17 protein-coding genes are annotated in these 20,121 nt (G+C 70.8%); 10 read left to right on the forward strand and 7 right to left on the reverse strand.

The window, feature by feature from the left end; translation table 11 throughout:
• Positions 1 to 165 precede the first annotated feature (165 nt).
• The 5 genes from GIS00_RS19440 (at position 166) to pstB (ending at position 7,027) form a co-directional block, all read left to right on the forward strand.
• Complete coding sequence (locus tag GIS00_RS19440; RefSeq protein WP_230313806.1) at positions 166 to 2,259, forward strand: PhoX family protein; 2,094 nt, start codon at positions 166 to 168, stop codon at positions 2,257 to 2,259.
• Positions 2,260 to 2,572: 313 nt separating this feature from the next.
• Positions 2,573 to 3,796 (forward strand): phosphate ABC transporter substrate-binding protein PstS, encoded by a 1,224-nt coding sequence (gene pstS, locus GIS00_RS19445; protein WP_322098160.1) that lies wholly within the window; start codon positions 2,573 to 2,575, stop codon positions 3,794 to 3,796.
• Between the two features lie 147 nt (positions 3,797 to 3,943).
• Positions 3,944 to 5,143, forward strand: coding sequence for a phosphate ABC transporter permease subunit PstC (gene pstC, locus GIS00_RS19450; protein WP_196073365.1), 1,200 nt, complete (start codon positions 3,944 to 3,946; stop codon positions 5,141 to 5,143).
• Entirely contained in the window at positions 5,140 to 6,213 is a 1,074-nt protein-coding gene (gene pstA / locus GIS00_RS19455) for a phosphate ABC transporter permease PstA (RefSeq protein ID WP_322098161.1), read from the forward strand. Before pstC ends, pstA begins: the two co-directional genes overlap by 4 nt.
• A 34-nt stretch (positions 6,214 to 6,247) precedes the next feature.
• The gene (gene pstB / locus GIS00_RS19460; protein ID WP_154770087.1) at positions 6,248 to 7,027 is read left to right on the forward strand and encodes a phosphate ABC transporter ATP-binding protein PstB; all 780 of its coding nucleotides are present in this window, start codon (positions 6,248 to 6,250) and stop codon (positions 7,025 to 7,027) included.
• Positions 7,028 to 7,119: 92 nt separating this feature from the next.
• On the opposite strand, the gene GIS00_RS19465 is transcribed toward pstB, so the two are convergent.
• From GIS00_RS19465 to dusB, 6 genes are all read right to left on the reverse strand, one after another.
• Positions 7,120 to 7,305: a hypothetical protein gene (locus GIS00_RS19465; protein WP_154770088.1), complete on the reverse strand. Its 186-nt coding sequence runs from the start codon at positions 7,303 to 7,305 to the stop codon at positions 7,120 to 7,122.
• A complete protein-coding gene (locus GIS00_RS19470; RefSeq protein ID WP_154770089.1) occupies positions 7,302 to 7,754 on the reverse strand; it encodes a hypothetical protein in 453 nt (150 codons plus the stop codon). The genes GIS00_RS19465 and GIS00_RS19470 overlap by 4 nt, the downstream gene beginning before the upstream one ends.
• 257 nt (positions 7,755 to 8,011) lie before the next feature.
• On the reverse strand, positions 8,012 to 8,692 hold the full coding sequence (gene phoU, locus GIS00_RS19475) for a phosphate signaling complex protein PhoU (protein ID WP_322098162.1): 681 nt from the start codon (positions 8,690 to 8,692) through the stop codon (positions 8,012 to 8,014).
• Between the two features lie 199 nt (positions 8,693 to 8,891).
• On the reverse strand, positions 8,892 to 11,672 hold the full coding sequence (locus tag GIS00_RS29090) for an LCP family protein (protein WP_154770091.1): 2,781 nt from the start codon (positions 11,670 to 11,672) through the stop codon (positions 8,892 to 8,894).
• 497 nt (positions 11,673 to 12,169) lie between these two features.
• Positions 12,170 to 12,628: a hypothetical protein gene (locus GIS00_RS19485; protein WP_154770092.1), complete on the reverse strand. Its 459-nt coding sequence runs from the start codon at positions 12,626 to 12,628 to the stop codon at positions 12,170 to 12,172.
• A gap of 6 nt (positions 12,629 to 12,634) precedes the next feature.
• Positions 12,635 to 13,909 (reverse strand): tRNA dihydrouridine synthase DusB, encoded by a 1,275-nt coding sequence (gene dusB / locus GIS00_RS19490; protein ID WP_154770093.1) that lies wholly within the window; start codon positions 13,907 to 13,909, stop codon positions 12,635 to 12,637.
• Between the two features lie 80 nt (positions 13,910 to 13,989).
• Here dusB and GIS00_RS19495 point away from each other — a divergent pair, with 80 nt between their 5' ends.
• A complete protein-coding gene (locus tag GIS00_RS19495) occupies positions 13,990 to 14,547 on the forward strand; it encodes a YbaK/EbsC family protein (protein WP_322098165.1) in 558 nt (185 codons plus the stop codon).
• 29 nt (positions 14,548 to 14,576) lie between these two features.
• Here GIS00_RS19495 and GIS00_RS19500 read toward each other — a convergent pair whose 3' ends face one another.
• On the reverse strand, positions 14,577 to 15,524 hold the full coding sequence (locus GIS00_RS19500; protein ID WP_154770094.1) for an LLM class F420-dependent oxidoreductase: 948 nt from the start codon (positions 15,522 to 15,524) through the stop codon (positions 14,577 to 14,579).
• A 337-nt stretch (positions 15,525 to 15,861) separates the two neighbouring features.
• Between GIS00_RS19500 and GIS00_RS19505 the strand changes: the two genes are divergently transcribed.
• The 4 genes from GIS00_RS19505 to GIS00_RS19520 are packed head-to-tail and all read left to right on the forward strand — an operon-like array spanning position 15,862 to position 20,116.
• Positions 15,862 to 17,151 (forward strand): ABC transporter substrate-binding protein, encoded by a 1,290-nt coding sequence (locus GIS00_RS19505; protein WP_456094176.1) that lies wholly within the window; start codon positions 15,862 to 15,864, stop codon positions 17,149 to 17,151.
• Positions 17,152 to 17,173: 22 nt separating this feature from the next.
• On the forward strand, positions 17,174 to 18,061 hold the full coding sequence (locus GIS00_RS19510; RefSeq protein ID WP_154770096.1) for an ABC transporter permease: 888 nt from the start codon (positions 17,174 to 17,176) through the stop codon (positions 18,059 to 18,061).
• Positions 18,058 to 19,005: an ABC transporter permease gene (locus GIS00_RS19515; RefSeq protein ID WP_154770097.1), complete on the forward strand. Its 948-nt coding sequence runs from the start codon at positions 18,058 to 18,060 to the stop codon at positions 19,003 to 19,005. The genes GIS00_RS19510 and GIS00_RS19515 overlap by 4 nt, the downstream gene beginning before the upstream one ends.
• Positions 19,006 to 19,030: 25 nt before the next feature.
• Positions 19,031 to 20,116, forward strand: a complete 1,086-nt coding sequence (locus GIS00_RS19520; protein WP_322098167.1) for an ABC transporter ATP-binding protein — start codon at positions 19,031 to 19,033, stop codon at positions 20,114 to 20,116.
• The last annotated feature ends 5 nt before the right edge of the window (positions 20,117 to 20,121 follow it).

Genomic DNA, 20,121 nt, shown 5'->3' on the forward strand with positions numbered 1-20,121 from the left:
ACCCGCCGGACGCCGGAGGTTCGTCCGCCGTTCACCACGGTGCCACCGCAGCAGCCTGTGTGCTCCTTAGGGTCACCACCGTCGTCCGCCGCCGACCGAAACGAGAACCCGAACGTGTCCGAAGAAGTCACTCCCCGTCAGCGCCGCCTGCTGCCCATGGTCGGGATGACCAGGGGCAAGCGCAGCCCGGTCACCTGTCACCTGAAGTGTGCCGATGCCTGTTCGCACCCGGTGCCGAACGTCTCGTCGAACGAGACCTTCCGGGACATCGCCGCCGCCGCACTGTCCCGCCGGGCAGCGCTCGGTGTCGCCGGTGCCGGTGCCCTCACCCTGGTCGCCGGGCCGTCGCTGCTGGCCGGCACCGCTGCGGCCGCCCCGGCTCCGGCCGTGCCCGAGATCCCTATCCCTGCCGGTGGTCTCGCGATCCCGGAGGGCGGTGACCCGATCCTGGGGAAGGCCACCGACCGCAACCTGCCCTTCACCGCCATCGGGCCGGTCGCCGCCGACCAGGACACCTTCACCGTGCCCAAGGGGTACAAGTCGCAGCCGATCATCCGCTGGGGCGACCCGATCCTGCCCGGGGCACCGGCCTTCGACGGGACGAAGCAGACCGCCGCCGCACAGGCCTGCCAGTTCGGTTACAACAACGACTATCTCGACATCATCCCGATCACGTCGACGTCGGCCCTGCTCGTCTGCAACCACGAGTACACCAACGAGAACATCATGTTCCCGGTGGCCGCCACGCCGGCCGAGGCCGACGAGCAGAAGCGCATCGGCATGAACGCGCACGGCTTCTCGGTCGTCGAGCTGACCCGCACCGGACCGGGCAAGCCGTGGACCTACAAGCCGACCGGGAAGCTCAACCGGCGCTTCATCACCTCCACCCCGTTCGCCGTCACCGGCCCCGCCGCCGGTAGCGACATGCTCAAGACCGCAGCGGATCCCACCGGCAAGAAGGTGCTCGGCACCCTCGGCAACTGCGCCGGCGGCACCACCCCCTGGGGCACCGTGCTCTCCGGCGAGGAGAACTTCAACGGCTACTTCCGGGCCGCCGGCACCACCGACTCGGAGAAGCGGTACGGGCTGACCGACCGCGCCACCTCGCGGAACTGGGAGTCGTTGGAGCCGCGGTTCGACGCCCGCTCCGCCGACTACGCCAACGAGCCGAACCGGTACGGCTGGATCGTCGAGATCGACCCGTTCGACCCGACCTCCACCCCGCGCAAGCACACCGCAATGGGCCGGCTCAAGCACGAGGGCGCGAACGTCCAGGTCGCCCCCGACGGCCGGGTGGTGGCGTACATGGGCGACGACGAGCGCTTCGACTACCTCTACAAGTTCGTCTCGAAGAACAAGATGCGGCCGCTCACCTCGTTGGCCAACCGCAAGCACAACATGACGCTGCTGACCGAGGGTGACCTCTACGTCGCGCGCTTCATCGGCGACTCGCCGGCGGCCCAGATCGACGGCACCGGAACGCTTCCCGCCGACGGCGTGTTCGACGGCCTGGGCGTCTGGCTGCCGCTGGTGCTCGCCGGCACGTCGCAGATCCCCGGCATGACCGTGCCGGAGGTCCTGGTGCACACCCGGCTCGCGGCCGACAAGGCCGGTGCCACCAAGATGGACCGCTGCGAGGACGTGCAGTCGTCGCCGAAGACCGGCAAGGTCTACGTCGCCTGCACCAACAACACCGACCGCGGCAAGGTGGACAAGGAGGGCCCGACCGAGGTCAACCCGCGCAACGCCAACCGCGACGGTCACATCGTGGAGCTCACCGAGGGGCTGACCGGGGACGCCGACCCGCTGGCCACCACCTTCCGCTGGAACCTGCTGCTGGTCTGCGGTGATCCGGCCGAACCGCACACCTACTTCGGTGGCTACCCGAAGGACAAGGTGTCGCCGATCTCCTGCCCGGACAACGTCGCCTTCGACTCCGACGGCAACCTGTGGATCTCCACCGACGGCGCACCGAGCACGCTGAACCAGAACGACGGCCTGTTCAAGGTGCCGCTGGTGGGCAAGGAGCGCGGCCGGGTGCAGCAGTTCCTGGCCGTGCCGACCGAGGCCGAGACCTGCGGCCCGGTGATCCACGACCGGGACGGCTCGGTGTTCGTCGCCGTGCAGCACCCGGGCGAGGACGGCAGCTTCGCCGAGCAGCACTCCTTCTGGCCGGACTTCGTGCCGGCCGGCACCGTGGCGCCGAAGGGCCAGTTCGCCGGCCCGCGGCCTTCGGTGGTGCAGGTCTACCGCGGCTGACCCGGGCCGCCCACCGCTGTCCCGGTCCCACCCGGACCGGGTTCCCGCGCAGCGGCCGCCGTCCCCACCTCGGCGGCGGCCGCTGTGATGTATGTCCGAATCCCTGATCGGCGCCGGTACCGGTGCTGATCAGGGATTTTCGGTTCCCGGACGCACCCAGCGCAACAGGGACCGTTCACCCCTGGTTCACCTTCGTCCTCCCATCAGGACACCTCCGGCCCTTAGCGTCGCCCCTGGCACGAGGCAGACAGCCCGGCCACGGGACCCCTCGCCCAGGGGTGATCCGGTACCAGACTCCAGAGGAGATCCCAGCGTGAAGCTCGCGCGATTCGGTGGACTTGCGGCGGCGCTGACCGTCGGCGTCCTGACCCTTGCCGCCTGTGGCACCGACGACAACTCGTCGACCAGCAGCACCGCCGGCACCACGACCGCTGCCGCCACCTCGGCGGAGTCCTCCTCCGCCGCCTCGTCGGCCGGCTCCGAGACCTCGTCCGCCGGCTCGGCCACCGGTTCCGCGTCCGAGACCTCCGGTGCGTCCGGCGCCGCCCTGACCTTCGAGGGCGAGGGCTTCACCTGCGCCGAGGGCGAGCTGCTCTCCAGCGGTTCCTCCGCACAGGGCAAGGTCATGGCGCAGTGGATCAGCGACTACAACACCAAGTGCAACGCCACCATCAACGACTACGGCGGCGGCGGCTCGGGCAAGGGCCGGACCGACTTCATCGCCAACCAGACGGACTTCGCCGGTTCCGACTCGGCCATGAAGGACGACCAGCTGACCGAGGCCAAGGACACCCGCTGCGGCGGCGCCGACGCCATCAACCTGCCGATGGTCACCGGCCCGATCGCGCTGGCCTACAACGTGACCGGCGTGGACAACCTGGTCCTCGACGCCAAGACCCTGGTCGGCATCTTCGGTGGCACCATCACCACCTGGAACGACCCGGCCATCGCCGCGCTGAACCCGGATGCCACCCTGCCGGCCGAGGGCATCCAGTCGGTGCACCGCTCCGAGGACTCGGGCACCACCGACAACTTCACCAAGTACCTGATCGCCGCGGGCGAGTGGAGCTTCGAGGGCGGCCAGGCCTGGACCGCCCCGGGCGGCACCGGCGCCCAGGGTTCTGACGGCGTGGCCAAGGCCGTCGCCGGCACCGTCGGTTCCATCGGCTACGTCGAGTGGGGCTTCGCCAAGGACAACAGCCTGAACATCGCGCAGATCGACAACGGCTCCGGCGCGGTCGAGCTGACCGGCGAGTCGGCCGGCAAGGCCGTCGGCGCCGCCGAGATCACCGGCACCGCCCCGGATCTGACCCTCTCGCTGGACTACGCCACGCAGGAGGCCGGTGCCTACCCGATCATCCTGGTGACCTACGAGATCGTCTGCTCCGCCAACAACGGTGACAAGGCCGAGCTGGTCAAGTCCTTCCTGGGCTGGACCGCCACCGACGGCCAGACCGAGCTGGACTCGCTGGGTGCCGCGCCGCTGCCGGCCGACATCCAGGCCCAGGTCGTCGAGTCGATCAAGTCCATCGCCTGATGCTCCATCGCCCCTGACACCGGCCCCGGTGACGTCCTCATGAGGGACGTCACCGGGGCCGGGTCGGGGTCAGGCCTTTCCGAACCACCTGCCCGTGCAGGAGCATGACGCCATGTACCACCCGACTCCCGCAGCGACCGAGGAGCCATGCCGAACACCCCGGGGTCCGGTCCGGTGACCGACGAACATCCTGACGGCGCACCGCGTCCGGCCGACGAGGCCGCCCGGCTGCAGGCCGAGCGCGAGCTCATCGCCGCCGCCGACGAGCACGCCACCGCCGCCACCGAGGCCGCCACCAGCCGGTTGAGCGACACCGTTGCCCACCGCAACGTGCCGCCGCCCACCGTGGCGCCGAAGACCGCCGCCGGGACCGGGGGCGGTGGCTCCCGAGGGGTGGCCATCGCCGGCCGCTCGGTCCGCGTCGGCGACACCGTGTTCCGCGGCCTGGCCGCGGGCGCCGGCGGCTTCCTGCTGGTGATCATGGCCGCCATCGCGGTCTTCCTGATCTGGCGCGCGCTGCCGGCCTTCAGCGGCAACGCCGGCAACCTGCTCACCACCCAGCAGTGGCTGCCCGGCAGCAACCCGCCCCGCTACGGGATCGCCGCGCTGGCCTTCGGCACCATCGTGTCGTCGGTGATCGCCATGCTCATCGCGGTGCCGATCGCGATCGGGATCGCCCTGTTCATCGCGCACTACGCGCAGCGCCGGCTGGCCACCGTGCTCGGCGGCCTGGTCGACCTGCTCGCCGCGGTCCCGTCGCTGATCTTCGGCATGTGGGGCCTGTACTTCCTGATCCCGCAGACCCGCGGTTTCCAGAGCTGGCTGTCCGAGTACTTCGGCTGGATCCCGCTCTTCGACAACCGGAACGCCACCAGCGCCGCCCAGTTCGGGCAGAGCCTGCTGATGGCCGGCATCGTGCTGTCGATCATGATCATCCCGACCATCTCCGCGGTCACCCGTGAGGTCTTCCTCCAGGTCCCCAAGGACACGATGGACGCCGCCTGGGCCCTCGGCGCCACCAAGTGGGAGATGGTCCGCACCGCGGTGCTGCCGTTCGGCCGCGCCGGCATGATCTCGGCGTCGATGCTCGGCCTGGGCCGGGCACTGGGCGAGACCATCGCCGTGGCACTGGTCCTCAACTCGGGTTTCACCATCAACTGGCACCTCACCGAACCCGGTGGCGACACCTTCGCCTCCACCATCGCGCTCAAGTTCGGTGAGGCCAGCGGCTCCAAGAACGGCATCCCGGCGCTGATCTTCGCCGGCCTGTGCCTGTTCGCCATCACGCTGATCGTCAACTCGATCGCCCGTGCCGTCGTGGCCCGCAAGAAGGAGTTCTCGGCGTGACGACCACCCTCACCAAGCGACCGTCGCCGGCGCCGTCGGCCCTGGTCGGCGCCCGTCTGCCCAAGGGTGCGCCGATCATGGCGGCCGCGGCCGGCATCGTGCTCGCCCTGGTGCTGAAATTCCTGCTCGGCTGGACCGGCTGGCTGACCTCGTTCTTCACCGCGGCGCTGCTGTTCAACGTGGTGCTGACCGGCTGGTCGTTCTCCGTCGAGGGCAAGCGCCGGGCCAAGGACCGGCTCGCCTCGACGCTGATCTACTCCTGCTTCGTCGCCGCGATGGTGCCGCTGGTGCTGATCATCGGCTACATCATCGTGCAGGGCGCGCCGGCGCTGTCGATGGACTTCCTGACCCACTCGATGAACGGGGTCAGCGCGTCCCAGGAGGGCGGCGGCATCTACGCCGCGCTGCTCGGCACCCTGGAGCAGGTCGGCCTGGCCGCCCTGGTCGCGCTGCCGGTCGGCATCTTCACCTCGATCTACCTGGTGGAGTACGGCAAGGGCAGGTTCGCCCGCTCGGTGACCTTCTTCGTCGACGTGATGACCGGTGTGCCGTCGATCGTCGCCGGCCTGTTCGTCTACACCTTCCTGCTGCTCGGCTTCGGCATGCGGCCGTTCGGTGCCGCCGGGTCCGTGGCGCTGGCGATCCTGATGATCCCGGTGGTCGTCCGGTCCTCGGAGGAGATGCTCCGGCTGGTGCCGCGCGACCTGCGCGAGGCGTCCTACGCGCTCGGTGTGCCGAAGTGGCGGACGATCCTGAAGATCGTGCTGCCGACGGCGCTCTCCGGCCTCATCACCTCCGGCCTGCTGGCCGTGGCCCGGGTGGCCGGCGAGACGGCCCCGCTGATCCTGCTGGTCGGCTACACCTCGCGGATCAACGAGAACCCCTTCGACGGCCCGCAGGCCACGCTGCCGATGTTCATCTGGGATCAGCTCGGCAAGCGCACCGGTAGCAGCGGCGAGTTCGGCGAGGCCCGTGCCTGGGGCGCGGCGCTGGCCCTGGTGCTGCTCGTGCTCCTGCTCAACGTGGTGGCCCGGCTGCTCGCCCGGCTCGCCAAGCCCAAGACCAAGTGATCACCGAGACCCGGTAGCGGACAAGGAAACTGATATGGCCAAGCGTATCGACGTCGAGGACCTCAACGTCTACTACGGTGACTTCCTCGCGGTCGAGGGTGCCGCCCTCAACATCGCCCCGCTGACCGTGACGGCCTTCATCGGCCCGTCCGGCTGCGGCAAGTCGACCTTCCTGCGGACGCTCAACCGCATGCACGAGGTCATCCCCGGCGGCCGCGTCACCGGCAAGGTGGAGCTGGACGGCGAGGACCTGTACGGCCCCGGGGTCGACCCGGTGAACGTGCGCCGGACCGTCGGGATGGTGTTCCAGAAGGCGAACCCGTTCCCCACCATGTCGATCTACGACAACGTGATCGCCGGCTACAAGATCGCCGGGACGCGGAAGTCGAAGAACGACTTCGACGACATCGTGGAGCGGTCGCTGCGTGGCGCGAACCTGTGGGAAGAGGTCAAGCAGCGGCTGAACCGGCCGGGTGCGGGCCTGTCCGGTGGTCAGCAGCAGCGGCTCTGCATCGCCCGCGCCATCGCGGTCGAGCCCGAGGTGCTGCTGATGGACGAGCCCTGCTCGGCCCTGGACCCGATCTCCACCCTGGCGATCGAGGACCTGATCAGCGAGCTCAAGGCGAGCTACACCATCGTGATCGTCACCCACAACATGCAGCAGGCCGCCCGCGTCTCCGACCGGACCGCCTTCTTCAACCTGGCCGGCGTCGGTCAGCCGGGCCGTCTGGTCGAGTACGACGAGACCCCGAAGATCTTCTCGAACCCGTCGCAGAAGGCCACCGAGGACTACATCTCCGGTCGCTTCGGCTGATCCGTTCCTGATCGCATGAGGGCCGTCCACCTCCGGGTGGGCGGCCCTTCGTGCTTGTGCGGTGCCTGCCGGCCCGGTGCGTGGGGCCTGGTTCAGGCGGGGCGGCGGCGGTCGTGCCGGCTCAGGAACTCGGCCACCTGCTCGGGCACCGGGCTGTCCAGGATGTCGCTCTGCCGCTCGATGAGGCGGGCCAGCCGCAGCCGCGTGCGCTCGCGCTTGGCGTCCGGCATGTCGGCGATCGCGGACTGCAGGGCACCGTCCCTGGTCGAAGCCGTCATGGTCGTGCCTCCTCGTGTGCCGTGCTGTCGGGACCTGCTTCGTCCCCAGTATCCGCCCGGCCGCCGGGAGGTGTCCAGGATTCGGTAGCGTCCACCGCGTCGTCCTCCAGTTCCAGGCCCTCGAACAGGTCCGCGGCGAACTCCCGGGAGAACTCGACCAGGTCACGGTCGCCGAGCGCCTCGGCGGTATCGGTGACCCGGGCCAGCAGGCCGACGGTCAACGCCGGGTCGATCTCACCGGCCCGATCGACGAGCCAGGTGAACCGGTCCCAATTGCGCTGCACCGCTTCGGCGCGCTCCGCGTTCTGCCGGAGCCGCGCCGCCTCCAGCAGGGTCGCCTCGTCGGAACGGCGACGCTGCCGGGTGGACGACTGGGCGGCGAAAAAGGCGATCACCGCCGCCAGCAGCGCGCAGGCACCGCCGAAGCCCGGGGAGTAGAAGAAGTCCACGGGAGCGATTGTCACCTGCCCGGGTGACAGTGGGCGCCTGCGACCCGCCCACATCCCGGTACGGGCCGCTGATCAGCGATTTCACAAGATCCAGGCGCAGCGTTGGCCCATGGAACTGTTTCTCGTGCTGACACCGATCGTCACCGTTGCGGTGGCCGCCCTCGCCATGTACCTGCTGCCGGCCTCCCGGCGGAGGCCTCCGGTCCGGCAATGATCCCGCGTCGAGGCTGTGCTGATCCCTTGCAGCTGGGCGGTTCTCAGCGCTCCGGGGGCGAGAAGGCGGGTGTGGTGTCGCCACCGACGTTCTCGCCGGTGACCAGGAAGATGACCCGCCGGGCGACGGCCACCGCGTGGTCGGCGAACCGTTCGAAGAAGCGCCCGAGCAGCGAGATGTCAACCGCAGGCGCGACGCCGTGGGTCCAGCTGGGGGAGAGCAGCGCGGCGAACATCTCCTGGTGGAGGTCGTCCATCAGGTCGTCCTCGGTCTCCAGCGTCCGGGCCAGCGTGGTGTCCCGGTCCCGCAGCACGATCGCGGCCTGATCGGCCAGGTGCACGCCGACCCGGCCCATGCGCTCGATGATCGGCCGGATCTCCATCGGGATGACCTGCGCCGGGTGCCGGCGGCGGGCTGCCTTGGCCACGTGGATTGCCAGCGCACCCATGCGCTGCAGGTCGGCGACGATCCACAGGGCCGACACCACGGCGCGCAGGTCGCCGGCGACCGGGGCCTGCAGGGCCAGCAGCTCGAGTGCTGCGGTCTCCGCGCTGGCCCGCATCTCGTCGAGCACGACGTCGGTGGCGATCACCTGCTCCGCGAGGCTCAGGTCCGCGGTGAGCAGGGACTTGGTGGCATCGCGCAGCGCGTCGCTGGCGACCTTGCACATGCGTGCACCGTGGTCGCCGAGGTCGTTGAGCTGGATCTGATAGGCCTGTCGCACGGCGTCAGGATAGTCGCGGCACGACCACCTCACCGGACCGCGCAATGAACTGCGGGTGAATGCAAACCATCCGGTGGTCCACCAGGTGTCGGCACCCGCTGCCGCGCAGGCCGGGATCGCCGCCGGGGCGACGATCGGCGTGACGGCGGTCACCCGACCGGTCGGCGACCGGCGGGTGACTGCGCGTCCGATCCGAGGATCAGACGCAGGCCTCCTGGCCGGCGTTGACCTGCTCGACATCGGTGGACTGCAGGGTCGTGGCCGGCGCCGAGGGCGTCGTGACCTCGCCGTTGCCGTTGCCGTTGCCGTTGCCGTTGCCGTTGCCGTTGTCCGGGGTGGAGGTGGCTGCCGAGCCGGTGCCGGCGGTGGCCAGGGACGAGGCCACCGACTGGCCGATCGACACCGGGGCGGTGTCGCCGTCCCAGCTGGTGCCGAGCATCAGCCGCACCTCGGTGCCCAGTCCGTCGACGACCTCCAGGGTGGTGCCCGGGACGGCGCTGGCCACGGTCAGCGCGGCCTCCCGGTTGCCCTCGGAGTACTGCACGGACAGGTTGTCCTGCACCTGGTCGTCGAGCCGGACCAGGTCGTCCTCCGTCACCTGGAAGCCGTCGCCGGTCAGCGCGGCCTGCGCCTCGCCGGCGACACCGCTGCGGCCGGCCACGTTGTAGATCCGCAGGTCCACGTCGGCCGGGGAGACGGTGAGCGTCTCCGGGGCCGGCGGGGCGGTGGTGGTCGGGGTCGTGGGGGTGGCCGACGACGCGCTTGCCGACGCCGAGCTGCTGGTCGTGACGGCCGTCTGGCCGGGCAGCAGGGTGTCGTTGATGAACGCGCTGAAGATCGCCTCGTCCTTGGTGGGGTCCGGGTCGAGCTTGCCGTCCTGGTACTCCGACGGGACGGTCGGCAGCGTGTAGAACGTGACCTTGCCCGGGGTCAGGTCGCCGAGTGAACCCGCCAGGGTGATCAGGTCCTCGAGGCTCACGTTGTCGGTGAAGGTGTTGGTGGCGAAGGCCTGCAGGAACGCGTCCAGCTTGACCGGGTTGAGCAGGGTGCCGGCATCGGTCACCTGGCGCAGGATGGCCGACAGCACCAGCTGCTGGCGCTTGATCCGGGCCGGGTCGGACAGGCCGTTGTCGGTCAACACCTTGCGGGCGCGGACCAGGGACAGCGCCTGGTCGCCCTGGATCAACTGGGTGCCGCCCTCGGCGACCACAAGGCCGAGTTCAGCGTCGTCGATCCGGCCGCAGACGTTGACGGTGATGCCGCCGAGGGCGTCCACCATCGCCTTGAAACCGCTGAAATCGATGCCGATCACCCGGTCGATCCGGATCCCGGTGAACTTCTGCACGGCCAGCACGGTGCAGGCCGGCCCGCCGACGGCGTAGGCCGAGTTGATGGACCAGGTCTGGCCCTCCGGCACGTCGTACACCGAGTCGGACACGTTGCCGGTCAGGTAGTCCCAGCTGTGGCAGTTGTCCGGGGCCTCGATGATCGTGTCCCGCGGGATGGACAGGATGCTGACGTGCTGCCGGTCCGCCGACAGGTGCGCGATCATCAGCGTGTCGGAGTTCGCCGAGTCCTCGCCGGTCCCGCCGTACTCCTCGCTGACCTGGCCGGCCCGGGTGTCCGAGCCGAGCAGCAGGATGTTCTCAGGGGCGTACACCTTCACGCCGTTGGTGGTCGTGGTGGTGCCGGTCGGCAAGGTGGTGCTCGTCGCCGTCTTGATGTTCGGGTCGGCGGTAGCCACCGCCGAGGTCTGATTGCTGGTGATCGCGGCATCGGCGCGCACCCGGATGGTCCAGGCCACGGCCATGATCGCGACCGTCACCACGGACACCACGGCGATCGCCGACCGGCCGGCGTAGAGCCAGCTCTTCCGCCGCCGGTGGTCGTCGCCGCCACCGCCGGATCCGCCCGGCACGCCGGGTCCGACCGGGGGCGGCGGGGTGCCGCCGTTGTCCCGGGCCAGCTGCTCACGGATCGACTGCGCCTCGTAGTCGCCGGGACCGACGACGATCTTCGGGATGATCTCGGTGGCGCCGTCCTCGGTGGCCCGCGCCTCGGCCACCAGGCCGTGGGTGAGCAGGACGGTGTGGTCCTCGGGGTCGACCGCGGCCGGGGTCTGTGCCCCGCGGGCAGCGGCGAGCTCGTCCGGGGTGAGGGCGCGGGTGGCGTCCTCGGGAGTGGTGGCGGCGGGTGAGGCGACTGCGGGCGCTGCGACGGCGGCCGCCACCGGTGCCGCCGGAGCCGCGGGGGTGTCCGGCGCTGCAGGTGGGGTCTGCTGCTCCCGGACGGCGGCGAGCTCGTCGGGTGTCAGGGCGCGCGTGGCGTCGTCGTTGACCGGGGAGGCCGACGCGGCCGGAACCGCTGCTGCCGCAACGGGTGTGGCGTCAACGTCGGTGGGCGTCCATCTGGACGGCTCCGGCAGCAGAGTGGTCGCCTCGTCGCCGGGTGCCGGCTCGGCAGCGGGCGGCTCGGCAGTGGGCTGCTCGGGGACCGCCAGCGCGACGACGGGCTCGGGGGTGTCGGTCGCCGGGACCCACCCGGACCGCTCCGGGGGGAGGACAGTGGTGGCGTCGTCGGTCGGGGTGGCCACGGGAACGGCGGGCTCCGTCGCGGTGAACCCCGGCGCGGTCGGCCCGGTCTGCTCGGGTGTGGCCGGTTCCGGTGCGTCCGCGGGGACGACCGCACCGGTCGGCTCCACGGCATGGGTGCTGGGCGCGCTGGAGGAGTCGCCGAGGGAGGCGATCAGCTCGCCGGCGGAGACGGTGGCCGCGGCCTCGTCGTCGCGATCCCGCCGGCGGCGGCGCCGCGGGGTCTCGTCGTCGGCGGCGCCCAGCCGGGCGAGCAGGTCGTCCACGCGGGTCGCCTCGAGGCGCTCCTCCCGCCAGCGGCGGGGGCGCTCCCAGGGAGCGGTGACACCGGGTTCGTCGGCACCTGCTCCGGCGCCGTTCGCGGCATCGTCACGTGGCTCGTCGCTCACGCGACCTCCTCTTCTCTCGCACTCGCCGGACATCTGCCGGCGAGTACCCCGACGCGCCCGCCATCGACCTGCGGCGTGGGGCCGAAGGTCTGCGTGGCTCATCGTACGAATGAGCACCCGTGTGGCGGATGGGTCGGGTGGGACGTATCACCCGACCGGATCCCTCCGGTCGACGCGCACGCCCGGCACCCGCAAGGACGCACACCTGTCCCCGCGGGTTGCCCGCACTACACCTTCATCGTGCCTCACGTCCTGTACGACACGCGTATCGAAGCGCCCGTTCGGCGCAATCTTCGATGTGGTTCCAGGGCTGTTTGACCGCGTTGCTCCTCTACAGTCACTGCGCCGGACGTGCGACCACGAGCCGGATCACGGGCGATGTGACGGGGGCGTGGGCGCGCAGCCGTGCGGGGTCACCGTCCGCCACGCCGTCGGCCCAGGCCCTGCGCTGCCGACGAACATGTGCCGACGAACATGTCCGGACGCGTGCGGCGGCATCAGCCCACGCACAGCGCCGTCGTGCGGCCGACTCCGTCGACGGCGGTGAGGTGCAGTTCGGCCACATCGGTGCCGACGATCCGGCCGCCGCGGTGGATCCGGATCAGCGTGGGCAGTGAGTAGACCGGCCCGGTGAGGGTGCCGGATGTGGGGGCGAAGTCGGCGGCCTGCAGGTCGGTCCACACCGGCTCGAAGGAGAGCGTGCTGGTCGCGGCGCCGCAGGACGACTGGAGCGCGGCCTGCCCGGGGTCGGCGCGGTCGTCGAGCACCGCCCGCTGACCGGCGACCGGGCCGTTCGCCGTGGCGTTGATCGCCGCGATCGTCGCTTCCAGTGCGGTGCGCACTTCCGCAGGGACGGCGGCCGATCCGGTATCCGCGGGCCCGGACGGGGTGCATCCGGCGAGCCCGGTCAGCAGCAGCCCGATGAGGACGGTTCCGGACCGCCGGTCAGCACGCACCGGGGTTCACCCGCCGCTGGTGTCGAGTTCCGCATCGGCGTCCGGCACGACGTCCTCGTCCGGGTCGTCCAGCCAGCCGTAGGGCAGCACCACCTTGCGCTGCGGCGAACCCTGCCGGCCGCGCGGGCCCTCGGCCCCCGGCGGGAACTCCTGGTCGTGGTCCAGCCGGGCCAGCAGCTCGTCCAACTGGTCCAGCGAGTGGACCATGCCGAGCTCCCGGCGCAGATCGGACCCGGCGGCGAAACCCTTGAGGTACCAGGCGATGTGCTTGCGCAGGTCGCGGATGCCGCGGTCGGCGCCCATCTCCTCGCAGAGCAGCTCCGCATGCCGGCGCAGCACCGCGGCCACTTCGCCCAGGGTCGGCGGGACCGGTGCCGGGGTTCCGGCGAAGGCCGCCGCCAACTCGGCGAACAGCCACGGTCGGCCCTGGCAGCCGCGGCCGACAACAACGCCGTCGCAACCGGTCTCGCGCACCATGTCGAGTGCGTCGGAGGCGGCGAAGATGTCGCCGTTGCCCAGCACCGGGATATCGGTGACCGTCTCCTTGAGCCGGGCGATCGCCGACCAGTCGGCGGTGCCGGAGTAGTGCTGGATCGCGGTGCGCCCGTGCAGCGCGACGGCGACGACCCCCTCGTCCTGCGCGATCCGGCCGGCGTCGAGGTAGGTGATGTGCTCCGGGTCGATGCCGATCCGCATCTTGATGGTCACCGGCACCGGGCCCGCCTCCCGCACGGCGGTGCGCAGGATCGAGGTGAACAGCTTGCGCTTGTAGGGCAGGGCCGACCCGCCGCCCTTGCGGGTCACCTTCGGGACCGGGCAGCCGAAGTTCAGGTCGATGTGGTCGGCCAGGTCCTCGTCGACGATCATCCGGACCGCGGCGCCGACCACCTCCGGATCGACCCCGTACAGCTGCAGCGACCGCGGCCGCTCCTGCTCGCCGAACCGGATCATCTCCATGGTCTTGCGGTCCCGGGCGACCAGCGCGCGGGTGGTGATCATCTCGCAGACGTACAGCCCGGCACTCGTCGTCGCGGCCGCACCCCCGGGCGGCGGCACCGCGCCCGCGGCCAGTGCCGCATCCCGGCCGGCCTCCCCGGACTCCCGGCACAGTCCGCGGAACGATGCATTGGTGATGCCGGCCATCGGCGCCAGCACGACGGGCGGCCAGACCTGGTGCGGGCCGAACATCAGCGGTGCCGCTGCCGGCGGTGCGGCCGGTGCTGTCGGCGCGGTGCCTGTGGGGTGGTCGAGGGTGGTGCTCACCCGGTCATTGTCCCGCATCCCGGCCGGTCCGCGGTCTGCGGCGACCCACCGCCGCCCGTCCGGGTACCTGCGGCAGGCGCTGTGGAAGAGTCGACCGGGTGAGCGAGAGCACCACCTTCGGGTCCCTGACGTTCCTGCCCGCCCGCGAGCACCCGGAGCTGCTGGCACCACCGGTCACCGCCGCGCTGGCGCTGCTCCCGGCCGACCTACCGGTCTGGGTCGCCCCGATCGATGCCGGGCTGGCCGACACCGCGGCGTTCTGCGAGGCCTACGACGTACCGATGGCCGCGTCCGCCAACTGCGTGGTGGTCACCGGGAAGCGGGAGGGCGTCGAGCGCTGGGCCGCCGCTGTGGTGCTCGCCACCACCCGTGCCGACGTCAACGGCGCGGTGCGCCGCCGGGTCGACGTCCGCAAGATCTCCTTCGCCGCTCAGGAGGACGCGGTCGCCCGCAGTGCCATGGAGTACGGCGGGATCACCCCGGTCGGGCTGCCCGCCGAGTGGCCGGTGCTCATCGACGCCGCGGTCGCCGCCGCCGGACCGGTCATCATCGGGGCCGGGATCCGCGGGGCGAAGGTGCTGATCGACGGCGCCGATCTCGCGAAGCTCCCGCGGGCCGAGGTGATCGAGGAGCTGGCCCGCCCGGTCGCGCCCTGACCTGCCTGTGGCCCTGTCCTGACCTGCGACTACAGCGCGGCGCGGACGTCGCTGCCGAGCAGGGCGATGTGGTCCAGGTCGGACAGGTCCAGCACCTGGAGGTACAGCCGCTGCACACCGGCGTCCGCCCACTCGCGGATCCTGGCGAGCGCCTGGTCCGGCGTGCCGGCGATCCCGGTCTCCCGCAGCTCGGCAGGTTCCCGGCCGATCGCCGCGGCCCGGCGCTCGTACTCCGCCTCGTCCGCGCCGACACAGACCACCTGGGCCGCGGAGTAGACGATCTCCGCCGGGTCCCGGCCGATCGCCTCGCAGGCCGCGCGGACCCGGGCGAACTGCGCGGTGGTGACCGCCAGGTCGGAGAAGGCCACGTTGAAGTCGGCGGCGAACCGGGCGGCGAGTGCTGGGGTGCGCTTCGGGCCGTGTCCGCCGATGACCAGCGGGATCCGCGGGGTGCCGTCGGCCGCCCGCTGCACCGGCTTCGGCAGAGCGGGGGAGTCGGTCAGCGTCCAGTGCCGTCCCGAGTAGGAGAACCGCTCGCCCTCCGGCGTCGCCCACAGTCCGGTGAGGATCTCCAGCTGCTCGGTCAGCCGGTCGAAGCGGTCGCCGAACGAGTTGCCGAACGGAATGCCGTAGGCGGTGTGCTCGACCTCGAACCAGCCGGCACCCATGCCGAGATCCAGCCGTCCGTCTGAGATGTCGTCGATGTTGGCGGCGGCCACGGCGAGCATGCCCGGATGGCGGAAGGTGGCCGAGGTGACCAGGGTGCCGAACCTGATGTCGGGCACCTGGGCGGCCAGCGCGGCCAGCGAGACCATCGCGTCGGAAGGTCCGGGCAGCCCGCTGCGGGATCCCATGGCCATCAGGTGGTCCGAGCGGAAATAGGCGGAGAAACCGTGCTCCCTGGTCGCTCTCGCGGCGGCGAGCTGATCGGGGTGCGAGGCGCCCTGCTGGGGTTCGGTGAAGATGCGCAGATCCATGATCGCCCACAGTAGGCCCGTCCGCACCGGCGTCCTCCGGGCGCCTGCTGTTCACCGGATGCACCCGATCGACGTCAGGGTGGCCCTGACGACCAACCGGACAACGCCGCACCAACGGCCCGTGAACTGTTGCGCATCGCGCATCCCGTTGCGCAATCGAAACATTCGGGGCGTTCCGACCTGTGGATTGCATTGCTACGTTCAGCTGCGGTTCACCCCGCGGACGCCGCTCCATCCCGCCAGTGACATGCGCGCCCGTGACGCTCCTGCCGTTCCGTTGACCAAGGAGGAAGAAGTGCGTCTCGTTCCCACCACCGCTGCACTGCGGCGCAAGGGCCTGCTCGCCGGGCTCGCGGTCGTCGCGCTCGCGGCCAGCGCGTGCGGCTCGGACAGCGGCAGCACCACCAGCACGACCGCTGCCGCCACCACACCTGCCACCTCGGCCGCCAGCTCGGCGAACTCCAGCTCCGCCCCCACCTCGGGTGGTGCGTCCTCCACCTCCGGCGAGGCCTCCACCTCCACGAGCGGCGGCTCCGGCGCGACCGTCGAGGCCGCCCTGCCGAACAGCGCGGACTGCTCCGACCCGGCCTCCGGTGACGCCAAGACCGCCACCTCTGCCGAGGACCTCGGCGGCATCTGCGGTCTCATCGCCGCGGCCAAGGCCGAGGGCGCGCTGAACGTCATCGCGCTGCCGCCGGACTGGGCCAACTACGGCACCGTCATCGACACGTTCAGGAAGAAGTACCCGGAGATCACGGTCAACTCCCAGCAGCCGGACGCCTCGTCCGCGCAGGAGATCCAGGCCGCCGAGGCCGCCAAGGGCACCACCGATGCCCCCGACGTGTTCGACGTCGGCACCGCCGTCGCGCTGGAGTCGCTGGACTACTTCGCCCCGTACAAGGTCACCACCTGGGACGCGATCCCCGAGGGCAACAAGGAGGAGACCGGCCTCTGGGTGAACGACTACACCGGCGTCATGACCGTCGGCTACAACTCCGACGAGTACGGCGAGATCACCTCGCTGGACCAGCTCACCGACGCCAAGTTCCAGGGTGCGGTCGCGCTGAACGGCAACCCGACCGAGGCGAACGCCGCCCTCAACGGTGTCGTCTTCGCCGCGCTGGCCAACGGCGGATCGCTGGACGACATCTCCGCCGGTGTCGACTACTTCAAGGGACTGAAGGACGCCGGCACCCTGTCGTCGGTCGACCCGACCCCGGCCACCATCACCTCCGGCCAGGTCGGTGTGGTCTTCGACTGGTCCTACAACCAGCTCGGCGTCACCAAGCAGCTCGAGGCGGAGGGCGTGACCTGGAAGACCTTCACCCCGTCCGGCGTCGCCCTGGGCTCGTTCTACAACCAGGCGATCAACAAGGACGCCCCGCACCCGGCCGCCGCGCGGCTGTGGCAGGAGTACCTGTTCTCGTCCGAGGCGCAGAACATCTGGATGAGCGGCGGTGCCTCGCCGGTGCTCTACGAGGCGATGAAGGCCTCCGGCACGGTCGACGCCGCGTCCGAGGCCAACCTGCCGACCATCGACTCCGCGGTCGTGCAGCTCAGCCAGGACCAGGCCAAGGCGGTCAACACCTACCTGGCCGACAACTGGTCGAAGGCCGTCGGCAGCTGAGCCGACACACCGGCTCACGGTCATGACCACCGCGACCATCCCGCAGGCCCCGGCGCAGCGCCGGGGCCTGCGGGCTGCGGGCCCGTTCCTCGGGACGGTGCCGTTCTTCCTCTACACCGCGCTCTTCCTGCTGCTGCCGACCGCCATCGTGGTGATCGGCGCCTTTCAGGACAAGGACGGGGGATTCAGCTTCGAGAACATCGCCGAACTGGGCGATGCCAGCGTGCTGGACGCGCTGTGGAACTCGGTCGTGCTGTCCCTGGTCACCGCGGTCATCGGCGCCGTGGTCGGCGGCGTGCTGGCCTACGTGCTGACCACCACCTCGCCCACCGGGGCGATGCGCCGGCTGGTGACCGCGGCCTGCTCCGTGCTGGCCCAGTTCGGCGGGGCCCTGCTGGCCTTCGCGTTCATCGCCACCATCGGCGCCAACGGCCTGATCAGCCGGTTCCTCGAGGACTCCCTCGGCACCAAGGTCGCCCCCGACCTGCTGTCCACCCTCAGCGGCCTGATCCCGGTCTACCTCTACTTCCAGATCCCGCTGATGGTCATCGTGTTCCTCCCCGCCGTCGATGGCCTGCGGCCGCAGTGGCGGGAAGCGGCGGAGACCCTGGGCGGGTCCACCTGGGTGTACTGGCGCAAGATCGGTTTCCCGCTGCTGATGCCCTCGTTCCTGGGCTCGCTGCTGCTGCTGTTCGCGAACGCCTTCTCCGCGTACGCCACGGCCGCGGCGCTGATCAGCCAGTACAACCCGCTGATCGCACTGCAGGTGCGCGGCAAGCTGATCGCCGAGACCGGGCTGGGCGCACCGAACGTCGCCAAGGCGCTGGCCCTGTTGATGGTGCTCGTGGTGGCCATCCTGATGGTGCTCTACTACTGGCTGCAGCGGAGGGCGTCCCGATGGTCGAGATGAGCACCGGTACCGCCGTCGCCGAGCCGGGCGGACCGAGAACCCCGGCCGGCACCAAGGTCCCGCGTCAGCTGCGGGCCGCCCGCCGGCGGCAGCAGGCGATCACCCGCTGGGTGGTCGTCGTCATGGTGATGGCCTTCTTCATCATCCCGCTGCTGTCGATGTTCGACTTCTCCACCAGGAACCTTGCCGGCAAACGGATCTGGGTCGCCTGGGAGAAGATCATCGACTTCGGCAAGCTCGATCCGGACGCCCGGGACAAGCTCACCGACGGCCTGGTCGCCTCGCTGGTGCTGATGGTGCTCACCGTGGTGATCACCATCGTGCTGCTGGTGCCGACCATGACCTGGGTGCGGCTGCGGGTGCAGAAGGTGAACGGACTGGTCGAGTTCATCTGTCTGCTGCCGTTGACCATCCCGGCCATCGTGCTGGTGGTCGGCTACTACCCGATCTACCGCTTCCTCGGCACCACGTTCGGCGAGTTCGGCACCAACTCGGTCTGGCTCTGCCTGGCCTACGTGGTGCTGGTGCTGCCCTATGCCTACCGGGCGATCGACGCGGGCCTCCGGGCCATCGACGTGAAGACCCTGTCCGAGGCGGCCCGCAGCCTGGGCAGCTCCTGGGCCGGGGTGATGTGGCGGATCGTGCTGCCCAACATCAAGACCGCGGTGGCCGGCGCCAGCTTCCTGGCGGTGGCCCTGGTGCTCGGCGAGTACACCCTCGCCGCGCTGCTGCTCAAGGACAACCTGCAGGTCTCGCTGGTCGCGCTCAATGCGGCCGATCCCCGCTTCGCCACGGCGATGTCGATGATCGTGCTGGTGCTGGCGTTCGTCTTCATGTTCCTGCTGACCTTCGTCGGCAACGGCAAGCGCCGCACACGCAAGCGTTCCACCCCCACCACCCCGGGCGGGATCGCCGCCCTGCAGCCCGAGACCTCGCCGTCGTGAGTAGGACTGTCATGAGAGGGATCCAGTGACCGCTACAGCCATCGGTATCGAGACCACCCGGGCCGGCGTCCGGGTGCAGCTCCAGGACCTGCGCCGGTCGTTCGGCGACGTGCACGCCCTGGACGGCATGAGCCTGGACATCGCGCCGGGCGAGATGGTCGTGCTGCTCGGCCCCTCCGGCTGCGGCAAGACCACCGCACTCCGGGTGCTGGCGGGCCTGGAGGACGCCGACTCCGGCGCCGTTGTGGTCGGGGGGAAGGACCTGTCCAGCGTGCCGACCAACAAGCGCGACATGGGCATGGTGTTCCAGGCCTACTCGCTCTTCCCGCACATGACGGCCCGGCAGAACGTCGCCTTCGGCCTGCAGCTGCGGGGCAAGGGCACCGCCGAGCGGAACCGGATCGCCGGTGAGTACCTGGATCTCGTCGGGCTGGGCACCCAGGCCGACCGGTACGCGCACCAGATGTCCGGCGGCCAGCAGCAGCGGGTCGCGCTGGCCCGGGCGCTGGCGATCCAGCCGCAGGTGCTGCTGCTGGACGAGCCGCTGTCCGCGCTGGACGCCAAGGTCCGGGTGCAGCTGCGGGACGAGATCCGGCGCATCCAGCTGGAACTCGGGATCACCACGCTGTTCGTCACGCACGACCAGGAGGAGGCCCTGGCGGTCGCCGACCGGGTCGGCGTCATGCGGTCGGGCCGTATCGAGCAGATCGATGCACCTGAGGTCATCTACTCGCGGCCGGTGACGCCGTTCGTGGCGAGCTTCATCGGCCTGACCAACCGGCTGGCCGGCACGGCCGACGGCAGCTCGGCCCGGGTGCTGGAATCCACCGTGCCGCTGCTGCCCGGATCACCCACCTCCGGGGCGATCACCGCCCTGGTCCGGCCGGAGGCCATCACCCTGGCGCCGGCCGGTGACGCCGTGTCCGGACCGGCCTCGGCCGTGGTCGCGGCCACCAGCTTCCTCGGGTCGATGGGCCGGGTGCAGGTGCGGTTCGGTGCCGGCGACGTGGTCATCGCGCAGATGGGCACGCACGAGATCGCCGACCTCAGCGTCGGTCTGCCCGTCACGGTGGGGATCAAGCCGTCCCCGGTGCTGGCCGAGCAGGCCTGACCGAC

Origin of the sequence: Nakamurella alba (assembly GCF_009707545.1) — a bacterium.
Lineage (GTDB): Bacteria > Actinomycetota > Actinomycetes > Mycobacteriales > Nakamurellaceae > Nakamurella > Nakamurella alba.